The sequence below is a fragment of the Novosphingobium olei genome (genome assembly GCF_012927405.1).
Taxonomy (GTDB): Bacteria; Pseudomonadota; Alphaproteobacteria; order Sphingomonadales; family Sphingomonadaceae; genus Novosphingobium; species Novosphingobium olei.
The window spans coordinates 58,564-76,624 of the sequence record NZ_JABBGM010000010.1 but is presented as its reverse complement, the minus strand read 5'-3'; the positions used below and the strand labels follow the sequence as shown (position 1 = coordinate 76,624).

Below are 18,061 nucleotides of genomic sequence, written 5' to 3'. Positions count from 1 at the left end.
AGGACAAAAACGGCGAGGCTCACCCCGACTGCCCGGGGGATCATAACTAAAGTTATTGAACTTCCCCGAACGAGTGTTAGTGGGCTAGGCCAATGGCCAATATTCCAGCAGATATGATCGGACCGCACGTTTGTTCCGTCACGCTCTGGCCGCGAGGGACGACATGATCGATCGGGAATACAGCCTGCCGGCAGGTGTCGCCGGGCAGGCCATACGATTGACCCTTTCTCCAGCCGAACTCTCTGACCTTGCCGACCAGTGCGAATCGCTGGCAGCCGACCGGCAGCGCTGGGGACTGGCGCGCGTGCTGCAGGTCATGGGAATAGAATCGCCGGGCGGTGCAGGGGGAGAGCAGGGCGCATCGCGCCAAGGCATGTGGATCAGTCTGCTGGCCGATTCCGGTGCTTACGAAAGCGCGGCTTTCGCGCTTCTGCCGGGGGACTGCGAATATTGCGCCAGCCGGGACGATGCGGGGCTCCATTCCGCCACGGTCGTGCTGGCCGGGGGGCATTCGGCGTCGTCACAGGGCGCAGGGTCGGTGAGCATGGCCGTGTGCGCCGCTTTGCTTCGCGCGCTGGCGCACCAGCGATCCGCAACGCCTCATCTGGCCTGACGAAGGTCCGGCTGGCGGATCAGGCCTTTTCGAGCGTGCACTGCAGCGGGTGCTGGTTCTGCCGCGCGAAATCCATCACCTGATTCACCTTGGTCTCGGCAATTTCATAAGGGAAAATACCGCAGACGCCGACGCCCTTCTGGTGGACGTGGAGCATGACGCGAGTCGCCTGCTCCAGGTCCATGTGGAAGAAACGCTTGAGCACCATCACCACGAATTCCATCGGGGTGTAATCGTCGTTCAGCATCAAGACCTTGAACATGCTCGGCTTCTTGGGCCGCGCACGGGTCTTGGTGGCTATTCCGACAAGATCGCCGCCGCCGGGGCCGCCGGGCGAATCGTCATCACCCGCCATGATCGGCAATTCTACGCCGATGGCGCCTTCCGCCTGCAACGCGGCGGGGGTCAGGATTTCGAAGTCTGCCATGATGTGACCGCAAATATCGCATTGCACGCCCCTTGGTACAAGAGGGGCTGAGCCGACCTGACCCAAAGTCCTTGCAGAATGACAAACGGGCCGGAAGGGCGAACCCTTCCGGCCCGTCGTCTGCAGGCCGCTGGCGGCGTGTGCACGCCGATTTGAACGCGCCGCCGAAGTTGGTGTCAGGCGGCCTGCTTCATCTTTTCGACCGCGAGGCTGACGCGGGTCGAAATCGGCTGGAACGCTTCGTTGGCCAGCTTCAGCATGGCTTCGCTGTTCTTCGAGCTCACCGCGACGGCCGCGTCGAACTGCTTGCGCAGCAGGGCGGTCTGCTTTTCGAAGAACTCGGTGGGCGACTTGACCGTGGTCAGGTCCTTGAGCTCGGCGGTCAGGGTTTCCATCGCCGACTTGCTTTCGGTGACGTAGCCCTTGCCCATTTCCTGGAGGCCGGTGGCGAGGATCTTGCTCGATTCGACGATGGCTTCGACGTTGCCCTTGGCGAACGCGCCCATGTCGCCGAACGCGGCCTTGGCCTTTTCGCTGGCGTCCTTGAACGAAGACTGGAACTTTTCGGTGAATTCGGTGGGGGTGGTCATCTTGAACTGTTCCTTCCTGGGCGCCGGCGACTTCGTCTTGCGCGAAGCGGCGGCAGGCTTGACGCTTTTCATCACAGGGATCGGGGCTTCCGGAATTTCGGAAACCACCGGCGCGGCCGTAACCGGTGCTGCGGCCACGATGGCCGCGGGCGCCTTCGGCTTCGCACGCTTCGCCGGCGCGGCGCCAACCTTGCCGGGCCCGCGCTTGGCAGGGGCGGCCTTGGTCGGCGCAGGCACTGGCGGCATGGCATCGACAACGCTGGGTTCGGACACGGCGGCTGCCTCTGCAACGGCATCCGTCGGCACTTCGAGGGAAGGTGCGTCCTGCTTCACTTCGTCGGCCATGACTGGCAACTCCTGCAACGAGCAGCGCCGACAGGAACGGATCCAGCCTTTGCTGCACTGCACAAAATAGGTGCTGCGGGTGCTAAGTCAAGTGAGATTTGCTGCGGTGCAGCAACTGTTTCATCCGAAACCGAACCTTCGCTGGAGTCCGGCTTGCGTCGGCGTCAGCGAGTTTTCACATAGCGCCCGGGCGCATCCTCGATCACCCGGTCGCCCTTGCCGCCGGGCGCGCGCTTGCCACGTGCGGGCACTGTCTTCGCGCTGCTTGACTTGATCCAGTCGATCCAGTCGGGCCACCAGCTGCCCTTGATCTCGCGCGCGCCTTCGATGAACGCCGCCAGCGTCGCGGGGTCGGCGTCGTTCAGCCAGTACTGGTACTTGCCGGCTTCGGGCGGGTTGACCACGCCGGCGATATGGCCCGAACCCGCCAGCACGAACTTCCACGGGCCGGCCAGATGCCGCGTCAGCTTCCACACGCTTTCGGCCGGTGCGATGTGATCCTCGCGCCCCGCCTGGATATAGCATGGCGTCGCAATCTGGCGCAGGTCGATCGGCGTGCCGTCAACCATCATCGCATCGGGCACGACCAGCCGGTTGTCGCGATAGAGGTCTTCCAGGTACGCCTTCTGCCACTTGAACGGCAGGTTGGTGGTATCGCCGTTCCAGTGCAGCAGGTCGAACGCCGGATAGTCCTGCCCCAGCAGGTAGTTGTTGACGACATAGTTCCAGATCAGGTCCGGACTGCGCAGCAGGTTGAACGTCGCCGCCATGTAGCGCCCGTCGAGCACGCCGTCGGTGGCCAGGCTCTCCAGCAACTTGAGCTGGCCTTCGTCGATGAAGTTCTTGAGATCGCCCGCCTTCTCGAAATCCACCTGCGCGGTGAAAAAGGTGGCCGTGGCAACCTTGTCCGCCTCGCCCCGCCGCGCCAGCAGCGCCAGCGTGGCGGCCAGCGTGGTCCCCGCCACGCAATATCCGATGGTGTGCACGCCTGCCACGCCCAGGCGGTCGCGCACGGTGTCGATCGCTTCGATCTGCGCGCGGATGTAGTCGTCCCACGTCACGTCGGCGATGCTCGCATCGGCTGACTTCCACGATACGACGAACACGGTCAGCCCCTGCGCCACCGCCCAGCGGATGAAGCTGTTCCTGGGGTTGAGGTCCAGGATGTAGAACCGGTTGATCCACGGCGGGAAGATCACCAGCGGTGTCTCGATCACGGTTTCCGTCGTGGGCGAATACTGGATCAGCTGGAACAGCGGCGTTTCGTGCACCACCTTGCCGGGCGTCGCACCGATGTTGCGGCCCAGCTCGAACGCGTGCGGATCGGTGTGGGTAAGCTGCCCCTTGCGCAAGTCGGCAAGCAGGTGCTCCACCCCCTTGACCAGGTTCTCGCCCTTCATTTCGAGCGTGCGCTCGATCACCACGGGGTTGGTCGTAGGGAAGTTGGCCGGGCTCATCGCATCGGTAATCACGCGGGTCAGGAAGCGCAGCTGCGCCTTCCTTTCGGGCGGCAGGCCCTGCGTCTCCTCGGCGAGCGCGTTGATGCGTTCGGCCAGCAGCAGGTAAGTCTGGTGCAGCAGCGCGAACACCGGCTGGTCGCGCCAGCGCGGATCGGCAAAGCGGCGGTCCTTGCGCGGCAGTTCCACCTCGGCCTTGGGCTTGCCGCCGGCATATTGCGACAGGACCTTGGTCCACATCGCCACGCTGTCGTCCCACAGCTTTGCCTGCACTTCGGCGGCAGCCAGCGGCATCGCCGTCCACCACTGGCTGACAAGGTTCGACCAGCGTTCGGCATCGCCCAGCTTGGCCAGCGCCGGCTCGATCGCGCCGGCCCGTTCGGCCCCGAAGTCGAGCCACATCTTCTGCAGCTTGGCCGCCGACATGGCCCAGAGCTGCAGATCGGCCGGGTCCGGCAACTGGCTGTGCTCCGTCGGCATCAGCGGGGCGAACATCGCGCGCAGCGCCTCGCCCTGCTGGCGGAAAAGGTCCTCGATCACTGCGCTGTCCTGACCTGCGGGCGGGGTGGCAGAGTTCGAAGTCATCGGTGCTTATCCGTTACGTCGCCGTGCGGCGCGGGGCCGCGTCGCCCGATCTATACACGCCTTGCGCCCGGTTGTTACCCTCAAGGTTCCCTTGACCGGTCGATTGCCGTAAGGCGGTGCTGCGGCGATCCTGCCGCGCAACAACGAGTAACCTGTCGTGGACGAAGAATTCTACCGCATGAAGCGCCTGCCGCCTTACGTCATCGCCGAAGTGAACGGCATGCGGGCCGCAGCACGCGCCGCCGGTCGGGATATCATCGACCTCGGCATGGGCAACCCGGACCTGCCGCCGCCCCAGCACATCATCGACAAGCTGTGCGAAGTTGCGCAGAAGCCCAGCGCGCATGGCTATTCGGCCTCGTCGGGCATCCCCGGCATCCGCCGCGCGCAGGCCAACTACTATGGCCGCCGCTTCAACGTCGAACTCGATCCCGAAACCGAAGTCGTGATGACGATGGGTTCGAAGGAGGGCCTTGCCAGCCTCGCCACCGCGATCACCGCGCCGGGCGATGTCGTGCTGGCGCCCAACCCCAGCTACCCGATCCACACCTTCGGCTTCATCATCGCCGGCGCGACGATCCGCTCGGTGCCGACGACTCCGGACGATCGCTACTGGGATTCGCTCGATCGCGCGATGAAGTACTCGGTGCCGCGCCCCTCGGTGCTGATCGTCAACTATCCCTCGAACCCCACTGCCGAAACGGTCGATCTCGCCTTCTACGAACGGCTGGTCGCCTGGGCCAGGGAGAACAAGGTCTGGATCCTGTCCGACCTTGCCTATTCCGAGCTCTATTTCGACGGCAAGCCCACCCGCTCGATCCTGGAAGTGCCGGGCGCGAAGGACGTGGCGGTCGAATTCACCTCGATGTCCAAGACCTTCTCGATGGCAGGCTGGCGTGTCGGCTTCGCGGTCGGGAATCCCAAGCTGATCGCCGCGCTCAAGCGGGTGAAGTCCTATCTCGATTACGGCGCCTTCACGCCCATCCAGGCGGCGGCCTGTGCCGCGCTCAACGGGCCGCAGGACATCGTCACCCGCAATCGCGAACTCTACCAGAAGCGCCGCGACGTGATGGTCGAGGCCTTCGGCCGCGCCGGTTGGGAAATCCCCAGCCCGCCCGCCTCGATGTTCGCCTGGGCGCCGCTGCCGCCCGCGGTCAAGCACCTGGGCAGCCTCGAATTTTCCAAGCAGCTGCTCACTCACGCCGAAGTCGCGGTCGCACCGGGCGTCGGCTATGGCGAGGATGGCGAAGGCTTCGTGCGCATCGCCATGGTCGAAAATGAACAGCGCCTTCGCCAGGCCGCGCGCAACATCAAGCGCTACCTCCAGTCGATGGGCGTCAACACCTCGGCCGCCTGAGACCACGGAAAACACGGCCGGAAGCCTCGCGCTTCCGGCCCATTCCTCCCGCTCGCCCTTTACGTTAGCGTAAGGATCGGCAACGATGGCGCAAAGCCATTCCCGGGAGAGAACACCCATGCGTTTCAATGATCGCGTCTCGCTCACGATCGAGGATCACGTCGCCCACGTCCTGCTCGATCGGGCCGACAAGATGAACGCGCTCGACGATGCCATGTTCGAAGCGATCGTCGCCGCCGGCCAGCATCTCCACGATGAACGCGGGGTAAGGGCGGTCGTCCTGTCGGGCGCGGGGCGCGCGTTCTGCGCCGGCATCGACTTGTCCAGCCTTGGTAACACCAGCCGCTGGGAAGGCGAAAACTCGCTGCTCAACCGCACGCATGGCAATGCCAACCGGCCGCAGCAGGCGGCGATGGTGTGGCGCAAGCTGCCGATGCCGGTGATCGCGGCGGTGCACGGCGTGGCCTTCGGCGGTGGCCTGCAGGTGGCGAGCGGGCCTGACATCCGCATCGTCCATCCCGCCACGCGCATGGCGGTGATGGAGGTCAAATGGGGCCTCGTCCCCGACATGGCCGGCTTCGCGCTGTGGAAGGGCAACGTGCGCGACGACGTGCTGCGCGAACTGATCTACACCCACCGCGAATTCACCGGGGCCGAGGCCCACGCCCTGGGCTTTGCCACCCACGTCGACGAATATCCGCTGGAGAAAGCCTTCGCTCTCGCGCGCGAAATTGCCGGCAAGAGCCCGACGGCGGTGCGCGGGTCCAAGTCGCTGTGCAACCGCGCGCCCGATATGTCGGTCGACCAGGTCCTGATCGCCGAAAGCGTCGCGCAGCAGGAACTGATGTATTCCAAGAACCAGCTCGAATCGGTGCGCGCCGGCATGGAAAAGCGCGCCCCCGAATTCGTCGATCCCTGAAGCAAGTCGATCCTGACGTGACGGAAATCCGCCGATGAAGGCCCTGCACGATCCGCAGGGCATCCTGAAGCAGGGCCTCGATGCGATCCGCAGCGAATTCGCGGTGCCCCGCTCGTTCCCGCCGCAAGTGCTGGCGGCGGCCGAGCGCGCCGCCAACCGCGCGCCCACGCAGCATGTCGATCGCACCGACCTGCCGTTCGTCACGCTCGATCCGGCCAGCTCCACCGATCTCGACCAGGCCTTCCTGATCGAGCGGACGGGGCCTGATCTGCTGCTGCGCTATGCCATCGCCGATGTCGCGTGGTTCGTCGAAGATGGCGATCCGGTCGATGTCGAAGCCTGGCATCGCGGCGAAACGCTGTACCTGCCCGATGGCAAGGCCGGGCTCTACCCGCCGGTGCTCGCCGAAAACCGCGCCAGCCTGCTGCCCGATGGGCCGCGCCCGGCCATCGTCTTCGCCGTGCGGGTCGATCCCGATGGCGAAGCCCGGCTCGAAGGCGTTGAGCGGGCCGTGGTCCGCAGCCGCGCCAAGCTGGCCTACGACAGCGTGTCAAGCGCGGACCTGCCCGAACCCTTCGCCGATCTTGCGTCACGGATCGCCGCGGCCGAAGCGCGGCGCGGGGCCGCGCGCGTCGATCCGCCGCAGCAGGAAGTCGAGCGCCTTGCCGGCGACCGGTTCGCGCTGTCGTTCCGGCCGATGCTGGCGAGCGAAACCGCCAATGCCGCGCTTTCGCTCGCCACCAACCTCGCCGTCGCGCGCTTCCTGCTCGACCACCGCACCGGCCTGTTCCGGGTCATGGCCGGGCCCGATGAAAGGGCTGTCGCGCGCCTGCGCCAAAGCGCCCATGCGCTGGGCCTGAACTGGCCCGCGGCAGTCGATCTCAAGGATTTCGAACGCACCCTCGATGCGCGCGATCCGGCGCAGGCAGGCTTCATGCTGGCGGTCCGGCGCGCCGGCAGCGGGGCGGGCTATGCGCCCTGGCATGCCGGGGCCGAACCCTGGCATGCCGCGATCGCCGCGCCGTATGTCCACGCCACCGCCCCGCTGCGCCGCTTGGCCGATCGCTACGTCATCCGCGCCGCGCTGGCCCTGGCGCAGGGGGAGCAGGTGCCCGACGCAGTGACCCAGGCTTTCGACCGCCTGCCTGACGTGATGGCGCGCGCCGATGCCATCGCCGGCCGGATCGAGCGCGCCGTGGTGGACCTTGCGGAAACGGTCATGCTCCACGGCCGCGAAGGAGAGGTGTTCGGCGCGATCGTCACCGATGCCGAAGGCGCAAGCGCGCGGATCCAGCTCGAAGGCGTTCCCGTCATTGCGCGGGTCAAGGCCGCCGATGCCCGGCCCGGCCAGACTTTTCCGGTCCGGCTCGAAAAGTCGGACCCCGCCACGCGCCAACTCTCTTTCGCGCTCGCCTAGGACGAAGAATCCCGTTGCGGCGCGCCGCCACCTCCGCTAACCGCCCCCTTCCACGCTGATGCGCATCGGGGCCCGATGGCGGAGTGGTTACGCACCGGACTGCAAATCCGTTTACGCCGGTTCGATTCCGGCTCGGGCCTCCACACTCTCCCAGATCTGAATATCGCGCGGCTGACAGGCTGTCCCTTGAAGGCAGGGGAGTGGGCAAGGCGAAACGTGCGCCCGAAAACGCAAAAGCGATCTTTCGACAAGCTCAGGATGGGTGGGGGGTGAGGCGTGGCGCCCAACCCCGCCCATAGCGTCATCCCAGCGAAGGCTGGGATCGCTGGCGACAGGGCGCCTCCCTCACCGTTCCGCAAACCGAGAGCGATGCCAGCCTACGCTGGCATGACGAACGAGGGACAAAGGAACCCCTCCCCCCCCCCAAACCGCCTGCCCTGAGCCTGTCGAAGGGCTGCCCTTGTCCTTCCAGCGCAACAGCGAGATCGAACGCAGCACCTCCCCACAGCGCTTGGCCAGCCCCGGAAGACGTCCCGGGAGCGCGAGGGGGTGACCCCCTCGCATCTGTCTCTTCCTACCCAACCTTGACAAAACGTACCATATAGGTTATAGGCCACCCCCACGGACCGGGAGCGGCATGGCCGGCTTGCTCTTCGCTCCTTCGGGCCAATCTCCACGCTGGGAAAGGCCCGACGCGACCGGCGCGGGTCGGCGCTGCGGGAGCCGCATTCCTTTCGGGGGATACGGCAGCGAGGGCGTTAAGCCCCAAGTCCCTCAGGGCAACCCAACGCCACTGCAACGGACGGGCGGATGTGGTGCGGTGGTTCAACCGCGTGTATGCGCCTCCCTGAAGTCACAGTGCCCCATGACCTGCCAAGATGGCCCTAGCGCCGATCGAGGCCGTCCGGGCTGATCCTTCAGGGACTTATCGCTACGGACCGGGCCGCCTTGCGAGCCGCCGCCCGGGTTTCGAGCCCCCGTCCGACTACAGGCTGAGCCGATCCGGGATAGCCAACGCCCCGCCGGCCACTCGCCACAGCGTTCCTCTTGCCCTCCACGCGCAGCGCCACGCATGGCGCCCGCGCCGGTCGCGCAGGTCCGTACACTTCCCAACGGCGTTATCGTCCGGGCTCGCCGCCGGATATGGGGGCGTGAGTCGCTCGAGCTGACGTCGGCTCGGGGACCGAGCCAAGCGCTTAGCCCGGCGATCTTCCAGCGATGAAGGATGGTCGGGGAGATAGGATTCGAACCTACGACCCTCTGGTCCCAAACCAGATGCGCTACCAGGCTGCGCTACTCCCCGACGTGACGACGCCCTAGGGAAAGCCGTCGGCAAGCGCAACCCCGATGGCCCCGATTGCTATTTGGCCCACGCTGGACGGGCCAGACGCGCTGCCCGCATGGCCAGGAGGGGGATGGATTGCCTGCCCCGTTCGGCTAGACAGCGGGGATGAAAAGAATACTTCCCACCGCTCTGGCCATGTCGCTGGCCATCGGCATCGCCCTTCCTGCCACCGCATCGGCCAAGCCGCAGGGAGCGCGGCCCAAGGCACCCTTGCCGATTTCGGCCGAGCGCCTGTCGGCCGACGTCAAGGTGTTCGCCTCCGACGAATTCGAGGGCCGCGCGCCCGGCACGGCGGGGGAGGACAAGACGATCGACTGGCTGGTGCGCCAGCTGAAGGTGATCGGCCTCAAGCCCGGCGGCCCCGATGGTTCGTGGACTCAGGCAGTGCCGCTGGTGCGCACGCAGTTGGGCAAGGACGGCACGATGGCCGCGAACGGGCGGGGGCAGGCCATCCCGCTGGTGCAGCTGCGCGACATCTATGTCAGCACGGTGCGCCCGGTCGACCGGGTGCAGATCGCCGCCGCCCCGCTGGTCTTCGTCGGCTATGGCGTGTCGGCGCCAGAGCGGAAATGGGACGATTTCAAGGGCGTGGACCTGAAGGGCAAGGTTGCCGTGTTCCTGATCAACGATCCGGATTTCGAAGCCGCTGCGGGCGAGCCGGTCGCAGGCCAGTTCGGCGGCAAGCGCATGACCTATTACGGGCGCTGGACCTACAAGTTCGAGGAAGCGGCACGGCGCGGCGCTATCGGCGCGCTGATCGTGCATGATACGCCGGGTGCGGGCTATGGCTGGAACACGGTGACCGCGCCGGGCGGCGAGAACTACGACATCGCCGCCGCGCCGCCGCGCGTTGCGCTGCAGGGCTGGCTGCAGGAAGATGCCGCGCGGCGTCTGTTCGCGGCGGCAGGGCAGGACCTTGCCGCGCTGCGCAAGGCGGCGCGTTCGGCGGATTTCCGCCCCGTCGACCTTGGCCTCACCTTCTCGGCCGACCTGCCGGTGACGCACGAGGCGCTGATGAGCCGCAACGTGCTGGCAAGGCTCGATGGCGCAAAGCGCCCGAAGGAAGTGGTGATGTATGGCGCGCACTGGGATGCCTATGGCCAAGGCGCGCCCGATGCGCAGGGGCGCACGATCCGGCCCGGCGCGAACGACGACGGGCTGGGCGTTGCCGGCCTGCTCGACATCGCGCGCGCCTTCCGTCTCGGGCCGGCGCCGGCACGCAGCGTGGTCTTCGCCTTCTGGTCGGGCGAGGAGCGCGGGCTGCTGGGGTCGGAGACTTATGCCACCAAGCCCGTCTACCGCGCGGCCGACACGGTCGCCAACATCACGCTCGACATCCTGCAGACCGGCGGCCCTTCGCGCGACGTGATGCTGGTGGGGCAGGGGCAGAACAGCCTGGAGGACGACCTTGCCGCCGCCGCCCGCGCGCAGGGGCGCATCGTCACGCCCGAAGCGCTGCCCGAACGCGGCCTGTTCTATCGCGCCGACCACTTCCCGCTCGCCAAGCGGGGCGTGCCCACGCTTCTGCTGATGGCGATCAGCGGCGCACCCGATCTGGTCGATGGCGGGCGCGCGGCGGGGCAGGCGTGGCTGGAAGCCTACATGCGCTGCTATCACCAGACCTGCGATGCGTGGAGCAAGGACATGAACTTCGCGAGCGCCGCGCAGGATGCGACGCTGGCCTACCGGGTGGGACGCGATCTCGCCAATTCGACGCGCTGGCCGCAATGGCGCGCAGGGTCCGAATTCCTGCAGGCGCGCACGGCGGACCGGGGCAAGGCCGCCGCGCAGCGCTGACCCTTTGCACCCATCGGGCTTGCGCTGCATCCAGCCTTCCTGCAGATATTGATCATCGTATCAATATCGTGAGGACCTGATGACGGACGGTGCGGCGCAGCCCGAGGCGGGGTGGAAGCGGGTGCGGTTCGGCACGCCGTTCCTGGACCAGAGCGGCCCCTACTTCGTGCCCGAGGCGGATGGGGTGCGCGGCCTCGCCATGCGGGTGACCGCCCCCCACGTGAACTATGTCTCGGCGGCGCACGGCGGGGTGCTGGCAACCTTTGCCGACGTGGCGCTGAGCTACCAGGTGTTCCTGCTCGAAGAAGGCGGCCTGCCGATCACCACCGTGTCGATGGCGGTCAACTACCTCGCCCCGGCCAAGCTCGGCGACTGGCTGACCAGCGAGGTGCGGATCGACCGGCTGGGCGCCAGGATCGCGCACACCAGCGGGCGCCTGCTGCGCGGCGAGACGACGCTGATGACGATGACCGGCGTGTACAACCTGCTGCGCCCGCTGGCGGGAGCGGGGAAGGGATAGAGTGGTTGGGTGAGGCCGGGGGTCTGGTTGGGCTCGCTCGTAGACGTGTTGGGGTTTCCAGCCGTCATCCCACCGAAGGCTGGGATCGATCGCCGACAAGCAGTCCGTCAGCGTGGCAGAAGAATGCCGCAACGACGTACAGATGCGGGACTGCATCGCACTGTAAACCGTGAGCGATGCCAGCTTTCGCTGGCATGACGTAGAGAGGTTGGTCCGCTTTCCGCCTGTGCAGCCGGGCGCTACCCTCGCAACCCTACTCCTTCGCCTCGCCTTCGCGGTAGTCGCCGAAGGCGGCGTCGCGGGCGCTGAGGGCGCGGGTGAGGCCTTCGCGCACGTCGGCGAAGGCCTGCTGGCTGGTCTGGGTGGTGAGGGCGAGCGCCTGCATTTCGGTGCCGGCGCGGATCGCGGCGCGCAGGCCCATGATCTCCATCGCGCGGTGGACCGAGCGCTTGTTGATCGCCTGCACGTCGCTGGGCACTTGCGCCACCTGCTGCGCCATCGCCACCACGGCGGCGTCGAGCTGGTCGGCGGGATAGGCGCGGTTGGCAAAGCCCAGCCGAACCGCTTCGTGCCCGTCGATCGCGTTGCCGGTCAACGTCATTTCCATCGCGCCGCGCAGGCCGCACATCCAGGCGTGGAACTGGTTGTCGGGCGGGCTCATGTTGCGCACCGGCGGGTAGCCGATCCTGGCGTCCTCGGCCACGTAGACGAGGTCGCAGGCGGTGGCGAGTTCGGACCCGCCGGCAAGGCACCAGCCATGGACCTGCGCGATCACCGGCTTGGCCAGGTCCCAGATGCGGAACGCGCCTTCGACCACATGGCGCGCCCAGTGGCCCGCGCCGGGCGCGGTGTGGAAGGGATAGGGCGCCGCCGTGCCGCCCGAAAGGTCGTAGCCGGCCGAAAAGCACGGGCCCGCGCCGCGCAGGATGGTGACGCGCACGGCATCGTCGCCATCGCCCTGTTCCAGCAGTTCGAACAGCCGAGCGCGCAAGGGGTTGGACAGGGCGTTGCGCTTTTCGGGCCGGTTCAGCGTCAGCCGCCGCACCCCGTCCGCCGGGAAATCGACCAGCACCAGTTCGCCGTCGGTATCGGCCATTGCCCTGTCCCCTTCAAAGTCGCGCGCCGCGAAAGCCATCCACTTGGCCGCGAATCGCCTGCGTCTCAAGCCGCCTTGCACTTTGATACACAAAAGCTTCGCGTGCGGACTTCACAAGTTTGCATGATGTGTTAGTTTCTTGGGCGAAGAGGATGCAACGCACGCGCGCGGCCAGCGCCGGAGGTCACAATCATGAACGTCGAAGCCCGCAGTTTCCGCCCCGATCGCCATCCGGCGGAAACCTACGAGGAGATCCTCGAGCGCGACACCCGGCCGATTCCCGAACACCTGCGCGAAGGGCCGGTGCCCGATATCGGCACCGATGGCGTCGACGTGCAGCGCTACCTCGATCCCGCCTTCGCCCGGGCCGAGGAAAAGTACTTGTGGCCGCGCATCTGGCAGATGGCCTGCCGCGAGGAGGAAATCCCCAATGCGGGCGATACCTACGTCTATGAAATCGCCGGCAAGTCCTTCCTGATCGTGCGGCAGGACGATGGCGCGATCCGGGCCTTCTACAATTCCTGTCTCCACCGCGGGCGCAAGCTGGCAACGTTCGGCGGCTGCAAGAACGAGTTCCGCTGCCCCTACCACGGCATCGCCTGGAACACCGACGGCAGCTTCAAGGACAACCCGATTTCGTGGGACTTCCCGCAGTGGCAGGATCGCGACGTTTCGCTGCCGCAGGCAAAGATCGAGACCTGGGGTGGCTATGTCTTCCTCAACATGGACAAGGACGCAGCCCCGCTCGCCAGCGTGCTATCGCCCATGCCGGAACATTTCGAAGGATATGCCCACGACGATCGCTACATCCATTTCCACGTGCAGAAGATCGTGCCGTGCAACTGGAAGGCGGCGGCGGAAGCCTTCATGGAAAGCCACCACGCGATCACCACGCACCCGCAGCTGCTGCCCTATCTGGCCGACGTGAACAGCCAGTACGACATCCTGAGCGAACACGTGACGCGGCAATTTTCGGCGCAGATGGTGCCCAGCCCCTACATGGACCGCGAAGTCAGCCAGGACGAAGTGGTGCAGGCGGTGCTCGGCGTCGGCTCGCGCTCGCTTGCGGGCAAGGCGGATGCGGCGCTCAGCGTGCCCGATGGCGAGACCGCGCGCACGTTCATGGCCGAATTCACGCGCAAGTCGCTCGGCGGCGAGGACGGCCACGATTACAGCGCGGCATCCGATGCCGAGATGGTCGACGCGCTGCTCTACAACGTGTGGCCGCACATGAGCTTCTGGGCGGGGCACATGCCGAACCTGGTCTATCGCTGGCGGCCCAACGGGCACGACCACACCACCTCGATCATGGACATCTACATGCTGAAGCGCGTGCCCAAGGGGCAGCCCCGGCCAAAGCCCGCGCGGGTGTTCGAGATCGGGCTGGATGAAAGCATGGTCGAATACGGGCCGAAGGCGGGCATGTCGGCGGGCCTTGCCGCGGTGTTCGAACAGGACATGGCGAACCTGCCGCACGTGCAGACCGGCATGGAAGCATCGGGCACGGGCGTCTGCCACCTGGGCCGCTATTCGGAACTGCGCATCCGCAAGATGCACCAGATGATCGATGCGATGCTGGCCGAAGGCCGGGCGAAGGACGCGGCGGCGGTCTGAGGCCGCCCGGTTCCGACGCTCTGCCTGCCCGATCCAGGTGCGCCACCTGATCCAAGTGTGAGTGCCTCAAGGGGGCACGCGCGCCTATCCTTGCCGCACGCCGATGCCTCGATCCCTTCGATGCCTCGGCGCGCGATATCCGGTCGATCGACAAGACCAACGTTCCTGGGAGTACCGATGTCGCTTGTTGCCGCCGAACGCGCCCGGGCCACGCCTGATGTCATGGCCGTCACCGATGGTCGCCTCACCGTCAGCTGGGCCGAACTCGACCGCCTGATCAATCGCGCCACCAACGCGCTGCTCGACACCGATCTTGGCGATCCGCCGCGCGCCGCGGTGTTCGCGCACAATTCGACCGAATGCGCGCTGGCCTACCTCGCCATGCTGCATGCGGGCGTTTCGGGCGTGCCGGCGAACTTCCACCTGACCGCAGAGGAACTTGCCTACATCCTGAAGGACAGCGGGGCGCGGGCGCTGTTCGTGGGGCCGCAGACGGCAGCGGTCGGCGTCGAGGCGGCGCGCGCGGCGGGGATCGATCTGGTCATCGGATGGGGTTGCGAAGGGATCGACGGCGTCACCGACTGGGACGGCTGGCTGGCCGGTGCCAGCGATGCGCCGCCGCCAGAGGACATGCCGCCGCTGCCCTACATGCACTATACCTCGGGCACCACGGGCCGGCCCAAGGGCGCGGAAACCCCGCCCAGCATGTTCCCGCGCGAAGCCGACGTGACCGGCCTGTTCCGCGCGCTGCGCGAACAGGTGGCGCTGGCCCACACCGACGAGGGATATCCGGGGCCGGTGCTGCTGGTCGGGCCCAACTACCACACCGGGCCGCTGGGATCGGTGCGCCAGCTTGGCGGCGGCCGCCCGCTGGTGATCCTGCCCCGGTTCGATGCCGAACAGATCCTGGTGGCGATCGAACGGCACAAGGTGGCGACATCGGTGATGGTGCCGACGCACTTCCAGCGCCTGCTCGCGCTGCCGCAAGAGGTGCGCACCCGCTACGACCTGTCGAGCCTGCGCTCGGTCCCGCACACCGGCGCGGCCTGCCCGGTGGAGGTCAAGCGCGCGATGATCGAATGGTGGGGGCCGGTGTTCGTCGATGCCTATGGCGCGACCGAGGCGGGCACGACCAACATGATCACGTCCGAGGAATGGCTGCGCAAGCCCGGCTCGGTGGGCAAGGCGGTGCCGCCGCTGGAAATGGTGGTGGTGGCCGAAGACGGCACGCGGCTGGGGCCCAACCAGGCCGGGCAGCTCTATTTCCGCGATCCCACCGGGCGCGGCATCGTCTATCACAACGATCCCGAAAAGACCGCCGCCGCGCACATCGAACCGGGCGTCTTCACGCTGGGCGAGATCGGCTATGTCGACGATGAAGGCTATGTCTTCATCACCGACCGGTCATCGGACATGATCGTTTCGGGCGGGGTGAACATCTACCCGGCCGAGATCGAGCAGGTGCTGATCACGCACCCCGCGGTCGAGGATGTCGCCGTGATCGGCGTGCCCAATGCCGACATGGGCGAAGAGGTGAAGGCGCTGGTCGTCCCGCGCGCAGGCGCGGCCGTGACGGTCGACGATCTTGTCGCCTTCGCCCGCGAAAAGCTTGCCGGATACAAGCGGCCCCGCAGCATCGACCTTGTCGAAACGGTCGGTCGCAATGCCATGGGCAAGGTCAACAAGCGCGAATTGCGGCGGCCGTTCTGGCCGTCGGACCGCACGATCGGCGGTTAGGTCAAAGGGAGAAGGCGAATGCGGCTGGAAGGCAAGCGGGCGATCGTGCTCGGCGCGGCGGGCAAGGACAACATGGGCCAGGTCATCGCCCGGCGGCTGGTGGCCGAAGGGGCCAAGGTGATGGTGGCCGGGCGCAAGGCGGAATACCTCGACCAGTTCGTCGCCGCGCACCCCGGCAAGGGCTTCATGGCGTTGTGCGACATCACCCGGAAGGATGACAACCAGGCGCTGGCCGCCGCCGCCGTCGAAGAGATGGGCGGGGTGGACATCGCGGTCAACGCCACCGGCTGGGGCCTGCTCAAGCCCTTCCTCGAAACCACCGAGGATGAAATCCAGCGCATTTCGGACCTGCAGTTCAAGGGTCCGTACATGTTCTTCCAGGCGATGATCGAGGCAATGAAGGATGGCGGCTCGATCATCCAGATCTCGTCGGCCACGGCCACGATCATGCTCAACGACCACGCCGCCTACATGGGCACCAAGGCGGGTACCGACCACGTGATCCGCTGCATCGCCAACGAATTCGGCGGGCAGGGCATCCGCGCCAACTCGATCTCGCCGGGCCTTACCGAAACGCCGATGACGGCGGCCGAAGGCAAGACCCCGGGGCTGTGGGAGGCGTTCCTGCCGTCCTATCCGCTGGGCCGTGTCGGCACGTCGGACGATATCGCGGCGGCGGTCGTATGGCTCTCGTCCGACGAATGCTTCATGACCGGGCAGAACCTGCAGGTGAACGGCGGGCTGACGCTGCGCCGCAACCCGTGGAAGGACGAAATCGCAGCTTCGGTGATGGCCGCGATGCAGGCGCAGGGCAACTGATCCAAGGGCCCCGTCTCCCTCGCCCGGCGCGAGGGAGGCGGGATCGCAAACGCTATTCGGGGACGCGGACTTCCAGTCCGTTGAGCGCGGCCTTCAGCTTGACCTGGCAGGCGAGGCGCGAGGTCGGCGTGCGATCGAGCGAATCGAGCAGCATGTCCTCGGCAAGGTGCGGCGGGCCCACGCGTTCGGCCCATTCGGGCGCCACCGATACGTGGCAGGTGGCGCAGGCACAGGCCCCGCCGCATTCGGCGCGGATGCCGGGGATTCCGGCCCGCACCGCCACTTCCATCAGCGTGTACCCCTCGCGTCCGTAGAGGCGCTCGCGGCTGCCGTCGGACGTCACGAAATCCACCTCGATCATGCGTGCTTCATCTCACTGTGCAACCTTGATCAGCAGCTTGCCCCGGTTCTCTCCGCGAAACAGCCGCAGCAGCGTCTGGGGGGCGTTCTCCAGTCCATCCACGACTTCATCGCGCTGGACAATTCGCCCTTCTGCCAGCCACTTGCGCAGGCGGTCGCGGCCGATGTCGTGGTCTTCTGCAAAATCGCCGAGCAGGAAGCCCTCCATCCGCGCGCTTTTGAACACGATGTTGAAATAGCTTGCCGGGCCGGGCGGGCGGCCCTGCTGCTGGTAGCGGGCGATGCCGCCGCAGATCACCACGCGGGCCTTGCGCGCGATGCGGGCGAGCAGGTCCTCCAGCATCTGCCCGCCGACATTGTCCCACAGCACGTCGATGCCGTCGGGGGCGAGTTCCCGCACGCGGGCCTTCACCTTTTCGGCCTTGTAGTCGATGGCGTGGTCGAACCCCAGTTCCTCGGTCAGCCAGCGGCACTTGTCCGGCCCGCCGGCGATGCCGATCACGCGGCAGCCGGCGATCTTGCCGATCTGCCCCACGATCGATCCGACGCCGCCCGCGGCCCCCGTCACCACCAGCGTATCGCCCGCTTGCGGCACACCGATCCGGGTTAGCCCGAAATAGGCGGTGAGCCCGCTTGATCCGAGCAGGCCGAGCGCAAGGCGCGGCGCATCGGGCTCGTCGCGCACCTTGCGCATCGCTTCGGCTGCAACGACCATCTCCGTGGCCCAGCCGAGCAAGCCCTGCACCAGATCGCCGGGGGCAAAGCCGGGCGCGGCGCTTTCCAGCACGCGGCCGACGCCCAGCGCGGGCATGGTCTGGCCGATCTCGGTCGGTTCGGCGTAACCGGCCACGTTTTCCATCCATCCCTTTTGGGCAGGATCGCACGACAGCATCAGCACGGCGACCCGCAGTTCGCCTTCCCGCAGCGCCGGCGAAGCTGCCGGATTGGCGTCCTTTTCAAAGTCTTCGGGAACGAGTTCGCGGGCGATGGGACGGGCGGCAATGGTCCAGCGCAAGGGCGGTCTCCGTAAAAAGTTGATGCGCGATGCAAAATGTAGTGTATC

General features: G+C 66.8%; 15 protein-coding genes and 2 tRNA genes. 10 read left to right on the top strand and 7 right to left on the bottom strand.

What is annotated here, in order from left to right:
* Window positions 1-163 precede the first annotated feature (163 nt).
* On the top strand, window positions 164-613 hold the full coding sequence (locus HHL27_RS17730) for a hypothetical protein (protein WP_169494720.1): 450 nt from the start codon (window positions 164-166) through the stop codon (window positions 611-613).
* 19 nt (window positions 614-632) lie between these two features.
* On the opposite strand, the gene clpS is transcribed toward HHL27_RS17730, so the two are convergent.
* The 3 genes from clpS to HHL27_RS17715 all read right to left on the bottom strand — a co-directional run bounded on the left by clpS (window position 633) and on the right by HHL27_RS17715 (window position 4,017).
* Window positions 633-968 (bottom strand): ATP-dependent Clp protease adapter ClpS, encoded by a 336-nt coding sequence (clpS, locus tag HHL27_RS17725; RefSeq protein ID WP_206069687.1) that lies wholly within the window; start codon window positions 966-968, stop codon window positions 633-635.
* 248 nt (window positions 969-1,216) lie between these two features.
* Window positions 1,217-1,975: a phasin family protein gene (locus HHL27_RS17720; RefSeq protein WP_169494719.1), complete on the bottom strand. Its 759-nt coding sequence runs from the start codon at window positions 1,973-1,975 to the stop codon at window positions 1,217-1,219.
* A gap of 164 nt (window positions 1,976-2,139) precedes the next feature.
* Window positions 2,140-4,017, bottom strand: coding sequence for a PHA/PHB synthase family protein (locus tag HHL27_RS17715; protein ID WP_169494718.1), 1,878 nt, complete (start codon window positions 4,015-4,017; stop codon window positions 2,140-2,142).
* Between the two features lie 157 nt (window positions 4,018-4,174).
* On the opposite strand from HHL27_RS17715, the gene HHL27_RS17710 reads away from it, so the two are divergent.
* The 4 genes from HHL27_RS17710 to HHL27_RS17695 all read left to right on the top strand — a co-directional run bounded on the left by HHL27_RS17710 (window position 4,175) and on the right by HHL27_RS17695 (window position 7,853).
* On the top strand, window positions 4,175-5,374 hold the full coding sequence (locus tag HHL27_RS17710; protein ID WP_169494717.1) for an LL-diaminopimelate aminotransferase: 1,200 nt from the start codon (window positions 4,175-4,177) through the stop codon (window positions 5,372-5,374).
* A 118-nt stretch (window positions 5,375-5,492) separates the two neighbouring features.
* Window positions 5,493-6,293, top strand: a complete 801-nt coding sequence (locus HHL27_RS17705; protein WP_169494716.1) for a crotonase/enoyl-CoA hydratase family protein — start codon at window positions 5,493-5,495, stop codon at window positions 6,291-6,293.
* 34 nt (window positions 6,294-6,327) lie between these two features.
* Entirely contained in the window at window positions 6,328-7,710 is a 1,383-nt protein-coding gene (locus HHL27_RS17700) for an RNB domain-containing ribonuclease (protein WP_169494715.1), read from the top strand.
* A gap of 69 nt (window positions 7,711-7,779) precedes the next feature.
* Window positions 7,780-7,853 (top strand) — tRNA-Cys (locus tag HHL27_RS17695).
* Between the two features lie 1,083 nt (window positions 7,854-8,936).
* Here HHL27_RS17695 and HHL27_RS17690 read toward each other — a convergent pair.
* Window positions 8,937-9,013: transfer RNA gene (locus tag HHL27_RS17690), tRNA-Pro, on the bottom strand.
* A 147-nt stretch (window positions 9,014-9,160) separates the two neighbouring features.
* Here HHL27_RS17690 and HHL27_RS17685 point away from each other — a divergent pair.
* Window positions 9,161-10,852 (top strand): M28 family metallopeptidase, encoded by a 1,692-nt coding sequence (locus HHL27_RS17685; protein WP_169494714.1) that lies wholly within the window; start codon window positions 9,161-9,163, stop codon window positions 10,850-10,852.
* A gap of 79 nt (window positions 10,853-10,931) precedes the next feature.
* Window positions 10,932-11,372, top strand: a complete 441-nt coding sequence (locus HHL27_RS17680; RefSeq protein ID WP_169494713.1) for a PaaI family thioesterase — start codon at window positions 10,932-10,934, stop codon at window positions 11,370-11,372.
* 253 nt (window positions 11,373-11,625) lie between these two features.
* Here the strand turns inward: HHL27_RS17680 and HHL27_RS17675 are convergent, their stop codons facing one another.
* Entirely contained in the window at window positions 11,626-12,468 is an 843-nt protein-coding gene (locus HHL27_RS17675; RefSeq protein ID WP_169494712.1) for an enoyl-CoA hydratase-related protein, read from the bottom strand.
* Between the two features lie 192 nt (window positions 12,469-12,660).
* On the opposite strand from HHL27_RS17675, the gene HHL27_RS17670 reads away from it, so the two are divergent.
* The 3 genes from HHL27_RS17670 to HHL27_RS17660 all read left to right on the top strand — a co-directional run bounded on the left by HHL27_RS17670 (window position 12,661) and on the right by HHL27_RS17660 (window position 16,638).
* Window positions 12,661-14,082: an aromatic ring-hydroxylating oxygenase subunit alpha gene (locus tag HHL27_RS17670; protein ID WP_169494711.1), complete on the top strand. Its 1,422-nt coding sequence runs from the start codon at window positions 12,661-12,663 to the stop codon at window positions 14,080-14,082.
* 177 nt (window positions 14,083-14,259) lie between these two features.
* Complete coding sequence (locus HHL27_RS17665; RefSeq protein ID WP_169494710.1) at window positions 14,260-15,819, top strand: AMP-binding protein; 1,560 nt, start codon at window positions 14,260-14,262, stop codon at window positions 15,817-15,819.
* 18 nt (window positions 15,820-15,837) lie between these two features.
* A complete protein-coding gene (locus HHL27_RS17660; RefSeq protein WP_169494709.1) occupies window positions 15,838-16,638 on the top strand; it encodes an SDR family NAD(P)-dependent oxidoreductase in 801 nt (266 codons plus the stop codon).
* Between the two features lie 52 nt (window positions 16,639-16,690).
* Here HHL27_RS17660 and HHL27_RS17655 read toward each other — a convergent pair whose 3' ends face one another.
* On the bottom strand, window positions 16,691-16,999 hold the full coding sequence (locus HHL27_RS17655) for a 2Fe-2S iron-sulfur cluster-binding protein (RefSeq protein ID WP_169494708.1): 309 nt from the start codon (window positions 16,997-16,999) through the stop codon (window positions 16,691-16,693).
* Window positions 17,000-17,011: 12 nt separating this feature from the next.
* Window positions 17,012-18,013: an NADP-dependent oxidoreductase gene (locus HHL27_RS17650; RefSeq protein ID WP_169494707.1), complete on the bottom strand. Its 1,002-nt coding sequence runs from the start codon at window positions 18,011-18,013 to the stop codon at window positions 17,012-17,014.
* Between the last annotated feature and the right edge of the window lie 48 nt (window positions 18,014-18,061).

Coding starts and splice junctions, on each gene's coding strand:
- HHL27_RS17705 (WP_169494716.1), top strand. CDS start 5,493: ATGCGTTTCAATGATCGCGTCTCGCTCACGATCGAGGATCACGTCGCC.
- HHL27_RS17660 (WP_169494709.1), top strand. CDS start 15,838: ATGCGGCTGGAAGGCAAGCGGGCGATCGTGCTCGGCGCGGCGGGCAAG.
- HHL27_RS17715 (WP_169494718.1), bottom strand. CDS start 4,017: ATGACTTCGAACTCTGCCACCCCGCCCGCAGGTCAGGACAGCGCAGTG.
- HHL27_RS17730 (WP_169494720.1), top strand. CDS start 164: ATGATCGATCGGGAATACAGCCTGCCGGCAGGTGTCGCCGGGCAGGCC.
- HHL27_RS17685 (WP_169494714.1), top strand. CDS start 9,161: ATGAAAAGAATACTTCCCACCGCTCTGGCCATGTCGCTGGCCATCGGC.
- HHL27_RS17655 (WP_169494708.1), bottom strand. CDS start 16,999: ATGATCGAGGTGGATTTCGTGACGTCCGACGGCAGCCGCGAGCGCCTC.
- HHL27_RS17675 (WP_169494712.1), bottom strand. CDS start 12,468: ATGGCCGATACCGACGGCGAACTGGTGCTGGTCGATTTCCCGGCGGAC.
- HHL27_RS17720 (WP_169494719.1), bottom strand. CDS start 1,975: ATGGCCGACGAAGTGAAGCAGGACGCACCTTCCCTCGAAGTGCCGACG.
- HHL27_RS17700 (WP_169494715.1), top strand. CDS start 6,328: ATGAAGGCCCTGCACGATCCGCAGGGCATCCTGAAGCAGGGCCTCGAT.
- HHL27_RS17665 (WP_169494710.1), top strand. CDS start 14,260: ATGTCGCTTGTTGCCGCCGAACGCGCCCGGGCCACGCCTGATGTCATG.
- HHL27_RS17680 (WP_169494713.1), top strand. CDS start 10,932: ATGACGGACGGTGCGGCGCAGCCCGAGGCGGGGTGGAAGCGGGTGCGG.
- HHL27_RS17670 (WP_169494711.1), top strand. CDS start 12,661: ATGAACGTCGAAGCCCGCAGTTTCCGCCCCGATCGCCATCCGGCGGAA.
- clpS (WP_206069687.1), bottom strand. CDS start 968: ATGGCGGGTGATGACGATTCGCCCGGCGGCCCCGGCGGCGGCGATCTT.